Consider the following 11,837-nt stretch of genomic DNA (forward strand, 5'->3'; position numbering starts at 1 on the left):
TATAGATTATATATTTTTATGAGTTATTGGGAGGTTCATGATGAAGCAGAAAAATACTATTAATAATACAAGAAGATCTTTTGTGGTTATAGGGATTATTACCTTTATGTTTTTTGTTTTATTCTTTAGATTGGGATATTTGATGATAGTTAAAAAGAGTTTTCTTGTAGCTAAAGCTGAATCTCAAACCTCATATCAGCAAACTATTGCTCCCAAGAGAGGAAGTATACTAGATACAAATGGGGACCTGCTTGCAACTAGTGGAGATGTGTACAAGGTAAGCTTGGATTTGGAAGAAGTTCATAATTATGCACTTATCAAAGGGGGCAAAGACACTGAAAGAATTAAGGAAACACTTGATGATATATCAAGTAATTTTGCTCAGATATTAGGAAAAGATAAAGATGAAGTGAGAAAGTTTCTAGAGCAAACTAATAAGGAAGGGGCTTATCTAAGAGGTATACCTCTTGCGAGAAAGGTTGAGAAGGATAAAATCGATAAAATAAAGAAGTTAAGAGACAGTAAGAAATATAACTTTGTTCTTATAGAAAATGATACTAATAGATATTATCCCAATAATAATTTTCTGGCACAAGTGTTGGGTGGGGTAGATCTAGATGGTAAAGGAGTATTTGGATTAGAACAATATTATAATAAAGATCTTACTGGAGTTCCGGGAATAAGTATAACTGAAGTTGATAGAAAGTCACAAAAACTTCCGTATTCTGATCAAGTGTTTACACAAGCTATAAATGGGAAGGATTTAACTACAACCATAGATTCCAGAATACAATATGTGGCTGAAAAAATAGCTGAAAAAGCCATGGTGGATAAGAAACCTAAAAGTGTAAGGATAATTGTCACTAATCCTAAAACTGGTGAAATACTTGCTATGGTCAATAAGCCTGACTTCAATCCTAATGAACCTAACAAAGGTGTTACTGACAGTAAGCAGTTTGCGCAGATTACTAGAAATGGAGTGGTAAGTGATGCTTTTGAACCAGGTTCAACCTTTAAGATAGTTACAATGTCTGCTGCATTAGAAGAAGGAAAGACCTTTAGAGATGATCAGTTTTTTGATCCAGGTTATGCTATTGTTGATGGACATAGGATAGATTGTTGGAAGCATGATGGACATGGAGCTGAAAATCTAGTAGATTTACTTAAAAATTCTTGTAATCCAGGATTCATTGAGCTTGGTAGAAGAGTTGGTAAAGAGAAGATGAATGAATATATTTCTAAGTTTGGTTTTGGTAAGACTACTGGAATTGATTTTCCAGGAGAAACTACAGGTATAGTAAAGTCTACAGAAAAGGTGAGCAATATGGACCTTGCAACAATATCTTTTGGACAGACTGATGCTGCATCTATGGTACAGTTAATAGGAGCTATAAATGCTATACTAAATAATGGAGTGTATACTACACCTCACTTCTTGAAGAATCTTTCAGAAGTTGACGCTAATGGAAACAGAAAGATAGTATCTACCTATGAAGAAAAAAATAGCAGGCAAGTAATAAGCCAGAAAACTGCTAATACTATGGCAGGATTTTTAGAAGAAACAGTATCTAAGGGATCAGGTAAACTTGCATATTTAGATGGATATGGTGTAGCTGGAAAAACAGGAACTGCTGAAAAAGCCAACATAGGCGGTAAAGGCTATGATCCTAAGAATGTAGTAGCATCTTTCATAGGAGGAGCTCCGTATAATGATCCTAAGATTAGTCTTTTGATAGCTATCGACTCACCAGAAGGAGTTGAGCATATGGGAGGAGAAGTTGCAGCACCACTTGCTCATGATCTATTCCAACAAATATTCAATGCAATAGGTTTTGATCCTAGTAAGAAGTAAATATATAAAAAGTTAAGGTTTAAGGGAGAAATAATGATAGAAGATTTGCTTATAAAAAAGTTTACTAAAGAAGAGGCGAGGAGACTAAATCCGCTTCAGCTAGCACTTGTTGGAGATGGGGTTTATGAAGTTTTTATTAGAAGTTATATATTAAATAGTAATAAAGAGTTATCAGCCCATAAGATACATGTTAAAGCAATTCATTATGTGAAAGCTCATGGACAAAGTGAAATCATGAAGGTGCTGGAAAAAGAGCTTAATGAAGATGAAATATATATCTTCAAAAGAGGAAGAAATGCCAAGTCTGGAACAGTACCTAAAAACGCTGATGTCATAGAGTATAGAGCAGCCACAGGTTTTGAAGCTTTGGTTGGATATTTGTATCTAATTGGAGATAAGGAAAGATTGCTTTTTGTTTTGAATAAAAGTGTAGAAATAATTAAGATATAAATAATACTGTAATCATGCAGAGCCTTGTATTTATTAATTAGCCTAAACCCGCATGATTACTATATATTTATATAAATATATAATTAAAACTTTATATAAAGTTTTGGCTCTGTTAAAGTACCGTGTTGAAATTAAGCATAGCTGAATTTTTAAGGCTTTAATTCTTTAGGTGTTTACTATGAAAGACAAAGTTGTGTTTAAGTATCTATAGATGACTTAAATCTACATATTAGAGAAAAAATAAAAAAGAGAACTTATGTGGCATGGCATAAATCCTTACATTCCTTACGTAAAAGTTAGATTTGAAAAAAGTCACTAAAGAAGGTCGCTTCAGCGACTTTTTTACTGTCTAGGGAATAAGAGGTTTTTAATAAAATAATTTTGACTTTCAGAGTTGATAGTATTAGAATACACTTTTTTATTTAAGTGATGGCAAAGATTAAGAGTTGGTAATATAAAATTAATAATATTGGATATAAAATAGAGAGAAGCTCTAATAAGATTGTAGTTAAGCGAAGTTTCTCTACTAGAGTTATGTTGATAAGGGGAGTGAAAGTTTTGAGTTTAAAAGTTAAGTTAATACAACATACACCAGATGCTGAGAAAGTTATTGCATCCGCAGCAAAACTTTGTTATAGTTCAGTTGGTATTGATTCTATAATGGACAATCTAAATGATGAGAATACAGAAAAGTTTTTAAATATGCTTATTTCAATAGGTCATGAATCTCCTATTGAACATATATCATTTACTTTTGCTGTTGAAGGTGTTTCAAGAAGTTTAAGTCATCAATTAGTTAGACATAGAATAGCCTCATACTCTCAACAGAGTCAAAGGTATGTTAAGTTATCACAATTTGAATACATAATACCTCCAAGTATAGAAGAAAATGAAGCTACAAAGATTATATATATAAATGCCATGGAAGAAAGTCAGAAAGCCTACGAAAAACTTGTTTGCATTTTAAAAGATAAGTATATAAAGGATGGAATAGATGATAAAAGTGCTGAGAAAAAGTCTATAGAGGATGCTAGATATGTATTTCCAAATGCATGTGAGACTAAATTGGTATTCACTATGAATGCCAGAAGTTTAATGAACTTTTTCCATCACAGATGCTGTAATAGAGCCCAATGGGAGATAAGAGAAATGGCTGATAGGATGCTACAAGAGGTAAAGGAGGTTTGCCCAACTTTATTTAGCAAAGCTGGTCCTAATTGTGTATCTGGAGCTTGTCCTGAAGGGAAGATGACTTGTGGTAAAATAACAGAAGTTAGGGGAAAATACTTAAGTATATAGAAATACGTGTTAAGGAGTGGGATAGATAATGGCTCAAAGGATAAATAGAAGTAATAACAGAAATGAATTTAAAAGTGACTATAAAAAGGGAATAAAGAATGACAAAGTTGAAAGTAGCAAAAAGAATATAAGAGAAGAACGAAGGGAAATAGATGCTCCTATTAGAGAAGATATAGTTGAAGGTAGAAATGCAGTAATAGAGGCGCTTAAATCAGATAGAACTATAGAACAAATATTGATAGCTAGCGGTAATATGGAAGGATCTATTAATAAAGTTATAGCTATAGCAAGAGAAAAGAAAATAGTTATAAAAGAAGTGGATAGAAAAAAGCTTGACTCAATAAGTGAAACTGGAGCGCATCAAGGCGTTATCGCAATAGTAACGCCATTTAAGTACTCAGAGGTAGAAGATATTTTGAGATACGCTGAGGAGAAGGGAGAAAAACCTTTTATAGTAATACTAGATGAGTTAGAAGATCCACATAACCTTGGATCAATAGTAAGGACTGCAGAACTTTCAGGTGTTCATGGGATAATAATACCTAAAAGAAGGAATGTAGGAGTAACTGCTACAGTATACAAGTCTGCTGCTGGTGCTATTGAACATATGAAGATAGCTAAGGTTACGAATATTAACACTGTTATCGATGAACTTAAAGAATTAGGAATATGGGTCTATGGTGCTGAGATAGATGGGGATTCCTATTCATATGAAACTGATTTCTCAGGTCCATGCGCTTTAATTATTGGAAGTGAAGGCAGGGGTATGTCTAAACTTACAAAAGATAAGTGCGATAAATTAGTTAAGATACCTATGGTTGGAAAGATAAATTCTTTAAATGCTTCAGTTGCAGGTGGGATAATGATGTATGAGATTCTAAAATCAAGGCTTTCAAAATAGACTCTATTAAAGTACCGTGTTGAAATTAAGTGGTCAGTCATCCTATGCGTAGATGAGCTTGCGCTAATAGCCCGCTCATATAGCATCTCCTTCATGACCGCTTAATTTCAACAATATTATTAAAAATAGCCTTAAAATAAAACTAAAGCTTTTCCTAGTAACTGCAGTTCTTATTGAAGAATAAGATGTATTTCGAAGTAACTTAAAAAAATGTATTGTTTGGAATTTTATAATGGAATATTATTTGTAGATAATAATATAATAAAAAGTCTTAGAGCAATAAATTGAAGTAAAAGAATCTTTTGGAATATAGTGTAGAGGAAAATATACTGGAAGAAGTTGAGAAAATACTCAGGAATCGTTGAATTTACTTGACTTAGAGAGATTGACTGTTTTATAATTATGTAAGTAGCATCAGCGTTTTAAGGGGGGATAATGTGGAGGCGAGAGGTAAAGATGGTAGCTTTATTGAATTTAAAGAAATTTCTGATGAGGAAGTAGTAATTAGGGCTAAGAATGGTAATACTAATGCACAGGAATATCTGATAAATAAATACGAAAATTTTGTTAAGACAAAGGCAAAATCATATTTTCTTATAGGAGCAGACAAGGAAGACATATATCAAGAAGGTATGATAGGGTTATATAAATCTATTAGAGATTTTAATCCTGAAAAGCTTACCTCTTTTAAAGCATTTGCTGAGATATGCGTCACTAGACAAATCATAACAGCAATAAAAACTGCAACTAGGCAGAAGCATATTCCTCTTAATACCTATGTTTCCCTTAATAAGCCCATATATGATGAAGAGTCTGATAGAACTCTATTAGATGTGTTGTCTGGACTTAAGATAACAGATCCTGAGGAATTAATAATAAGTAAAGAAGAAATGCTTCATATAGAAAAAGAGATGGGACGGGTGCTCTCAGATTTAGAAATGGAAGTTCTCATGTCTTACTTAGATGGAAAGTCGTACCAGGAAATTGCTTGTGATTTAGATAGGCAAGCAAAGTCCATAGACAATGCTCTTCAAAGGGTTAAGAGAAAATTAGAAAAATGTTTAAATATTAAATAATACAAAATACAAAAAATATTGACAAAAAAAAATAATGGTAGTAAACTTTATAATTGGTATATGTTATATAACAATTATAAATATATTATATAAAACTGCTCACGTAGCTCAGTAGGTAGAGCGTCACCTTGGTAAGGTGGAGGTCGACGGTTCGATCCCGTTCGTGAGCTCCATTTTTTGGAATATACAAAACGCTAGGCAAAGTTTATCAATTTAAAAAAGGAGGAACATACAATGGCAAAGTCTAAATTTGAAAGAAATAAGCCACACGTAAATATCGGAACAATAGGACACGTAGACCACGGTAAGACAACATTAACAGCTGCAATCACAACAGTATTAGCAAACAAGGGATTTGCAGAAGCATTTAAGTATGACGAAATAGATAAGGCGCCAGAAGAAAAAGAAAGAGGAATCACAATCAACACAGCACACGTTGAGTACCAAACAGAAAACAGACATTATGCTCACGTTGACTGTCCAGGACATGCTGACTATGTTAAGAACATGATAACAGGAGCAGCACAAATGGATGGAGCTATACTAGTAGTATCAGCTGCAGACGGCCCAATGCCACAAACAAGAGAACATATACTACTAGCATCAAGAGTTGGTGTTGACTATATAGTAGTATTCTTAAATAAAGCAGATATGGTTGACGACGAAGAATTATTAGAATTAGTTGAAATGGAAGTTAGAGAACTATTAAGCGAGTACAACTTCCCAGGAGATGACATTCCAGTAATAAAGGGATCAGCATTAAAAGCATTAGAAAACCCAACAGATGCAGATGCAACAGCATGCATAACTGAGTTAATGGATGCAGTAGATAGCTATATCCCAACACCAGAAAGAGCAACAGATAAGCCATTCTTAATGCCAATAGAAGATGTATTCACAATCACAGGTAGAGGAACAGTTGCAACAGGAAGAGTTGAAAAGGGAATACTACATGTAGGTGAAGAAGTTGAAATAATAGGTCTTTCAGAAGAAAGAAGAAAGACAGTAGTAACAGGAATAGAAATGTTCAGAAAGTTACTAGATGAAGCACAAGCAGGAGATAATATAGGAGCTCTATTAAGAGGTGTACAAAGAACAGACATCGAAAGAGGTCAAGTATTAGCTAAGACAGGATCAGTAAATCCACACGACAAGTTCGTAGGTCAAGTATACGTACTTAAGAAAGAAGAAGGCGGAAGACATACACCATTCTTCGATGGATACAGACCACAATTCTACTTCAGAACAACAGACGTTACAGGATCAATCAAGTTACCAGAAGGAATGGAAATGGTTATGCCTGGAGACCACATTGACATGAATGTTGAATTAATAACTCAAGTAGCGATGGATGAAGGATTAAGATTCGCTATAAGAGAAGGTGGAAGAACTGTAGGTTCAGGTGTTGTTACTAGCATTATTGCTAAATAATAATACTGTAAATAAGGGCTGGGTTAAATAACCTAGTCCTTTAGATAGTCATGATTTCTTGACACAATGATGTATTTATGATAAGTTTATTGAGTAACAAACTCATAGTTTAAACGAGTTTTATTTTTTTATGCCCATTATTTATTTGACTGGAGGTGCAGATCATGAGAGTGAAAGTAACTTTAGCATGCACAGAATGTAAGCAAAGAAACTACAATTCAATGAAGAACAAGAAGAACGACCCAGATAGATTAGAAATGAAGAAGTACTGCAAGTTCTGCAAGAAGCATACTCTTCATAGAGAGACAAAGTAATTTATTTTATACACTTTGTTAAGGATGTGAACTTATGGCTGTAAATGGGAAGGTTAAGCAACCTGAATCTAAAAAAGAAGCAGGCTTAGTTAAGTTTTTAAGAGAGGTTAAGGCAGAAGTTACTAGAATAACTTGGCCGTCCAAAGACGAATTAAAGAAGGCGTTTATAGCAGTATTAATTTTCGCTCTAGTGTACATGGTACTCGTAGGCGGAGTAGACTTTATATTACAAAACCTCTTTGATTTAATTTTCAAACTTAAGAAATAAAAGGGAGGTTTGGATGGATTTGTATCCATCTGATAAATTATGAGTGAAAGAGCTAGATGGTACGTAGTACACACATATTCTGGCTATGAGAATAAGGTTAAAGCTAACCTTGAAAAAGCCATTGAAAATAGAAACCTACAATCATTTTTTCAGGACGTTCAAGTTCCTATGGAAGAAGTGATTGAAGAAAAAGATGGTAAACAAAAAGTAACTCAGAAAAAGAAGTTCCCGGGATATGTGTTAGTAAAAATGGTTATGACTGATGACTCTTGGTATGTCGTTAGAAATACAAGAGGAGTCACAGGATTTGTTGGACCTGGATCAAAACCAGTTCCGCTTACCGATGAAGAGGTAGAATCTATGGGAGTAAACGAAACTCCAGTGGATATCGACTTAGAGGTAGGAGAAACGATTAGAATTATTTCTGGTCCTATAAAAGACTTTATGGCGACAATTCAAGAAATAAATCTAGAAAAGCACAAGGTTAAGGCCTTGGTTGACATGTTTGGCAGAGAAACACTAGCTGAACTTGATTTCCACCAAGTAGAAAAATTAGATTAATAATCAGACTAACGTCTTAATCAAGTGGGAGGGCGTAAGTCCGAAATTACCACAGTATAGGAGGAATAACTCATGGCTAAGAAAGTAACAGGAATGATCAAATTACAACTTCCTGCAGGAAAGGCAACACCAGCACCACCAGTTGGTCCAGCATTAGGACAACACGGTGTTAACATTATGGGATTCTGTAAGGAATTCAATGCAAAAACAGCTGATAAAGCTGGTCTTATAATACCAGTTGTTATTACTGTATATCAAGATAGATCTTTCAGCTTTATTCTTAAAACTCCTCCAGCTGCCGTTCTTATAAAGAAGGAGCTAGGATTAGAAAGTGGTTCAGGAGTACCAAACAGAACTAAGGTTGGTAAGATAACAAAGGAACAAGTTAGAAAAATAGCTGAATTAAAGATGCCAGACTTAAACGCAGCATCAGTAGAAGCTGCTATGAGTATGATAGCAGGTACTGCTAGAAGTATGGGTGTAGTTGTTGAAGAATAATATTCACTAAATCGGTGGGAGGTACTTACCGTTAATACCACGAAGGAGGCTTATATAAATGGGTAAGAAGTACGTAGAAAGCGCAAAGTTAGTTGATAAGAGCGCATTATATTCACCAGCAGAAGCTTTAGAATTATCTATAAAAACTGCTAAAGCTAAGTTTGATGAAACTATAGAAATTCATGTAAGATTAGGGGTTGACCCAAGACATGCTGACCAACAAGTTAGAGGAGCTGTTGTTCTTCCACACGGAACTGGTAAAAGCGTGAAAGTATTAGTTTTTGCTAAGGGCGATAAGGCTAAGGAAGCAGAAGCTGCAGGAGCAGATTTCGTTGGAGCTGAAGAATTAGTTTCAAGAATCCAAAACGAAAACTGGTTCGATTATGATGTAGTAGTAGCTACTCCAGATATGATGGGTGTTGTTGGTAGATTAGGTAGAGTTTTAGGACCTAAGGGATTAATGCCAAACCCTAAGTCAGGTACAGTAACATTTGATGTTGCTAAAGCTATAGCTGAAATTAAGGCTGGTAAGGTTGAATATAGAGTTGACAAAACTGCTATTGTTCACTGTCCAATAGGAAAGGCTTCATTTGGCGTAGAAAAGTTAGCAGATAACTTCCACACATTAATGGAAGCTGTAATAAAGGCTAAGCCATCAGCTGCAAAGGGACAATACGTTAAGTCAGTTTCACTTTCAGCTACAATGGGACCTGGAGTTAAAGTTAACCCAACAAAAGTTTTAGAATAGTATTGACTTAATAAGTTCAATCTAGTATAATATTTTTTGTTGTTAAAAGAGAATATATTTCCGTAGATAGTAGGTGCGTATGCATAACGTAAAACAACCTGCCGAGGATTCCAATACAGTATGTAATGGTCTTTTCGTATGTCTGCGGAAAGACCTTTCTTATTTATATAAAGCAGTTGTAAACTGTGAGGAGGTGGACACACAGTAATGAACAAGAATAGAGAATTAAAAGAAGCAAAAGTTGCTGAAATTAAAGAAAAGTTAGAGAAAGCTCAAGCAGTTATTCTTGCAGACTATCAAGGTTTGACAGTTGAAGAAGATACTGAATTAAGAAAAGCTTTAAGAGAAGCTGGTGTAGAATATAAGGTTTATAAGAACACTATGGTTACATTAGCTGCTAAAGAACTAGGTCATGAAGGTATTGTTCAATATCTTGAAGGACCAGTTGCTATAGCATTTGGATATGAAGATGTTACAGCTCCTGCAAGAATTTTAGCTGATTTCGCTAAAACTCATAAGAAGCTTGAACTTAAAGCAGGTATAGTTGATGGAGATATATTCGATCAAGATAAGGTTAACCAACTTGCATCAATACCATCAAAAGAAGTTCTTATTGCAAAACTTCTTGGAAGCTTCAAGGCTCCACTATCAAATCTTGCTTACTTATTAAATGCTGTAAAAGACAAGAAAGAAGCAGAATCTGCTGAATAATCTTGAAGAACTAAATATAAATTAACTGAAAAATTTCGGAGGTGCGAAACATGAATAAGGAACAAATAATCGAAGCTATAAAGAGTATGACTGTTTTAGAATTAAATGAATTAGTAAAGGCTTGTGAAGAAGAATTTGGAGTTAGTGCTGCTGCTCCTGTTGCTGTTGCTGGTGGCGCTGCTGCTCCTGCTGCAGAAGAAAAGACTGAATTCGACGTAGTATTAGCTAGTGCTGGTGCTGAAAAGATAAAGGTTATAAAGGCAGTTAGAGAAATAACTGGTCTTGGATTAAAGGAAGCTAAGGAAATAGTTGACGGAGCTCCTAAGACACTTAAAGAAGGCGTTTCAAAGGAAGATGCTGAAGCTATGAAAGCTAAGTTAGCTGAAGTTGGAGCTGCTGTAGAAATAAAGTAGTCTTTAACTAGAGACACTGCTATAAAGCAGTGTCTTTATTTAATGTATTAGCAAATTACAAAATGGTTATTAGCCAATCTAGTGATATTAAGGTGTTATAATAGCTTTTTAGCATATGTAGTGAAAAGCTTATTGTACAGACATATTTTTCGTATACATATATTGAGAAAGTCTTATGAGCAAAAAAATGCATGTTGAATAAAGCTGTATAAGCTGTTTTTGTATGGTGTATATAACCTAAACTAGTTGTTGACAAATTAAATGTCCGATGATATGTTTATAACAGTTAATATAATTATATATATATGTGTTTATATGTATGGATTGTTACTGATATGCAGGCAATACCTAAATTAAAGTAAACTATTACATATTAATAGTTGATTTTGATTTAGGTATTAATTTTATCTTTCTAAGTTATACTAAAATTGAAAGTGGGGTAATCTATGATAATAGAAAAAATATTGAATAACAATGTTGTAATTACTGTAGATCCCAAAACCAGAGGGGAAAAGATCCTCATGGGTAATGGATTGGCTTTTAAGAAAAAGATAGGTCAAGAAGTTGAAGAAAGTAAAATAGAAAAGATATTTATAATGGATAATCCTAATGATAGTGATAAGTTTAAGAAACTTATTGAAGAAATACCAATAGAGATTATACATATTACTGGAGATATAGTAAAAAAAGCTGAAGAGAAATTGAAACGTAAATTAGATAACCATATATATGTTGCTTTAGCTGATCATATAGCTTTTGCTATAAAAAGACTTGCAAATGATATAGTTGTTCAAAACAGCTTATTGGTAGAAATAAGAAGAGTTCATAAGGAAGAATATGAAATAGGGCAATGGGCTGTACAATATATTAATCAGAGGCTAAATACAGCATTACCTATAGATGAGTCTGGTTTTATAACGCTTCATATAGTAAATGCTAGTTATACAGACAATATTGGCGAATCTTATATATTGACCAATATTGTAAGGGATGTATTGAATATAATAAGGTATTATTTTTCGGTAGAATTTATAGAAGACGATTTAAATTACGATAGGTTGTTAACTCACTTGAAGTTTTTTGCAAAGAGAATAGTAACTAGTGAGAAAAATGGAAAGACTGATAGCGAATTTTTAGACTTAGTAAAACAAAAACACAAAGAAGCATATCTATGTTCTGTAAAGATAAAATCTTTTGTAGAAAGTAAATATAACTATGAAGTCATGGAAGATGAATTGGTTTATTTAAGTTTGCATATACATAGAGTTATTAGTGTAATAAGGTCTAAAATTGAATAAAAGGGTTGTTACTGAGT

Annotated in this window: 14 protein-coding genes, 1 tRNA gene and 1 other annotated feature; all 15 genes read left to right on the forward strand. The window is 33.7% G+C overall.

From position 1 onward, the window contains the following. The first annotated feature begins 40 nt into the window (after positions 1-40). The 15 genes from C1I91_RS03510 to licT all read left to right on the forward strand — a co-directional run bounded on the left by C1I91_RS03510 (position 41) and on the right by licT (position 11,820). The gene (locus C1I91_RS03510) at positions 41-1,852 is read left to right on the forward strand and encodes a penicillin-binding transpeptidase domain-containing protein (protein WP_164880427.1); all 1,812 of its coding nucleotides are present in this window, start codon (positions 41-43) and stop codon (positions 1,850-1,852) included. Positions 1,853-1,885: 33 nt separating this feature from the next. Continuing rightward, positions 1,886-2,302 (forward strand): Mini-ribonuclease 3, encoded by a 417-nt coding sequence (locus tag C1I91_RS03515; RefSeq protein ID WP_128211252.1) that lies wholly within the window; start codon positions 1,886-1,888, stop codon positions 2,300-2,302. A 534-nt stretch (positions 2,303-2,836) separates the two neighbouring features. Next, a complete protein-coding gene (gene thyX / locus C1I91_RS03520) occupies positions 2,837-3,601 on the forward strand; it encodes an FAD-dependent thymidylate synthase (RefSeq protein ID WP_205694277.1) in 765 nt (254 codons plus the stop codon). A gap of 28 nt (positions 3,602-3,629) precedes the next feature. Continuing rightward, positions 3,630-4,502: a 23S rRNA (guanosine(2251)-2'-O)-methyltransferase RlmB gene (rlmB, locus tag C1I91_RS03525; protein ID WP_128211254.1), complete on the forward strand. Its 873-nt coding sequence runs from the start codon at positions 3,630-3,632 to the stop codon at positions 4,500-4,502. Between the two features lie 437 nt (positions 4,503-4,939). Then, entirely contained in the window at positions 4,940-5,578 is a 639-nt protein-coding gene (gene sigH, locus C1I91_RS03530; RefSeq protein ID WP_128211255.1) for an RNA polymerase sporulation sigma factor SigH, read from the forward strand. 97 nt (positions 5,579-5,675) lie between these two features. Further along, a tRNA-Thr gene (locus C1I91_RS03535) sits at positions 5,676-5,751 on the forward strand. A 61-nt stretch (positions 5,752-5,812) separates the two neighbouring features. Continuing rightward, entirely contained in the window at positions 5,813-7,009 is a 1,197-nt protein-coding gene (gene tuf, locus C1I91_RS03540) for an elongation factor Tu (protein ID WP_128211256.1), read from the forward strand. A 164-nt stretch (positions 7,010-7,173) separates the two neighbouring features. Further along, a complete protein-coding gene (gene rpmG, locus C1I91_RS03545; protein ID WP_128211257.1) occupies positions 7,174-7,323 on the forward strand; it encodes a 50S ribosomal protein L33 in 150 nt (49 codons plus the stop codon). A 34-nt stretch (positions 7,324-7,357) separates the two neighbouring features. After that, positions 7,358-7,591 (forward strand): preprotein translocase subunit SecE, encoded by a 234-nt coding sequence (gene secE / locus C1I91_RS03550; RefSeq protein ID WP_128211258.1) that lies wholly within the window; start codon positions 7,358-7,360, stop codon positions 7,589-7,591. 39 nt (positions 7,592-7,630) lie between these two features. Beyond that, the gene (gene nusG / locus C1I91_RS03555) at positions 7,631-8,152 is read left to right on the forward strand and encodes a transcription termination/antitermination protein NusG (RefSeq protein ID WP_128211259.1); all 522 of its coding nucleotides are present in this window, start codon (positions 7,631-7,633) and stop codon (positions 8,150-8,152) included. A gap of 72 nt (positions 8,153-8,224) precedes the next feature. Further along, complete coding sequence (gene rplK / locus C1I91_RS03560) at positions 8,225-8,650, forward strand: 50S ribosomal protein L11 (protein WP_128211260.1); 426 nt, start codon at positions 8,225-8,227, stop codon at positions 8,648-8,650. 58 nt (positions 8,651-8,708) lie between these two features. After that, positions 8,709-9,398, forward strand: coding sequence for a 50S ribosomal protein L1 (gene rplA, locus C1I91_RS03565; RefSeq protein ID WP_128211261.1), 690 nt, complete (start codon positions 8,709-8,711; stop codon positions 9,396-9,398). Between the two features lie 42 nt (positions 9,399-9,440). Beyond that, positions 9,441-9,567 (forward strand) — a sequence feature (ribosomal protein L10 leader region). Positions 9,568-9,605: 38 nt separating this feature from the next. Then, complete coding sequence (gene rplJ, locus C1I91_RS03570; RefSeq protein ID WP_128211262.1) at positions 9,606-10,109, forward strand: 50S ribosomal protein L10; 504 nt, start codon at positions 9,606-9,608, stop codon at positions 10,107-10,109. Between the two features lie 50 nt (positions 10,110-10,159). After that, positions 10,160-10,522 carry a 50S ribosomal protein L7/L12 gene (rplL, locus tag C1I91_RS03575; protein WP_128211263.1) on the forward strand — a complete coding sequence of 121 codons (363 nt, stop codon included), beginning with the start codon at positions 10,160-10,162 and terminating at the stop codon, positions 10,520-10,522. 446 nt (positions 10,523-10,968) lie between these two features. Then, positions 10,969-11,820: a BglG family transcription antiterminator LicT gene (gene licT, locus C1I91_RS03580; protein ID WP_128211264.1), complete on the forward strand. Its 852-nt coding sequence runs from the start codon at positions 10,969-10,971 to the stop codon at positions 11,818-11,820. Positions 11,821-11,837: the final 17 nt, after the last annotated feature.

Origin of the sequence: Clostridium manihotivorum, assembly GCF_004015185.1 — a bacterium.
GTDB classification, from domain to species: domain Bacteria; phylum Bacillota; class Clostridia; order Clostridiales; family Clostridiaceae; genus Clostridium_AR; species Clostridium_AR manihotivorum.

What these genes read in the sequence shown, in the direction of transcription:
- C1I91_RS03510 (WP_164880427.1), top strand. Translation starts at nt 41, where the DNA reads ATGAAGCAGAAAAATACTATTAATAATACAAGAAGATCTTTTGTGGTT.
- C1I91_RS03515 (WP_128211252.1), top strand. Translation starts at nt 1,886, where the DNA reads ATGATAGAAGATTTGCTTATAAAAAAGTTTACTAAAGAAGAGGCGAGG.
- thyX (WP_205694277.1), top strand. Translation starts at nt 2,837, where the DNA reads ATGTTGATAAGGGGAGTGAAAGTTTTGAGTTTAAAAGTTAAGTTAATA.
- rlmB (WP_128211254.1), top strand. Translation starts at nt 3,630, where the DNA reads ATGGCTCAAAGGATAAATAGAAGTAATAACAGAAATGAATTTAAAAGT.
- tuf (WP_128211256.1), top strand. Translation starts at nt 5,813, where the DNA reads ATGGCAAAGTCTAAATTTGAAAGAAATAAGCCACACGTAAATATCGGA.
- rpmG (WP_128211257.1), top strand. Translation starts at nt 7,174, where the DNA reads ATGAGAGTGAAAGTAACTTTAGCATGCACAGAATGTAAGCAAAGAAAC.
- secE (WP_128211258.1), top strand. Translation starts at nt 7,358, where the DNA reads ATGGCTGTAAATGGGAAGGTTAAGCAACCTGAATCTAAAAAAGAAGCA.
- nusG (WP_128211259.1), top strand. Translation starts at nt 7,631, where the DNA reads ATGAGTGAAAGAGCTAGATGGTACGTAGTACACACATATTCTGGCTAT.
- rplK (WP_128211260.1), top strand. Translation starts at nt 8,225, where the DNA reads ATGGCTAAGAAAGTAACAGGAATGATCAAATTACAACTTCCTGCAGGA.
- rplA (WP_128211261.1), top strand. Translation starts at nt 8,709, where the DNA reads ATGGGTAAGAAGTACGTAGAAAGCGCAAAGTTAGTTGATAAGAGCGCA.
- rplJ (WP_128211262.1), top strand. Translation starts at nt 9,606, where the DNA reads ATGAACAAGAATAGAGAATTAAAAGAAGCAAAAGTTGCTGAAATTAAA.
- rplL (WP_128211263.1), top strand. Translation starts at nt 10,160, where the DNA reads ATGAATAAGGAACAAATAATCGAAGCTATAAAGAGTATGACTGTTTTA.
- licT (WP_128211264.1), top strand. Translation starts at nt 10,969, where the DNA reads ATGATAATAGAAAAAATATTGAATAACAATGTTGTAATTACTGTAGAT.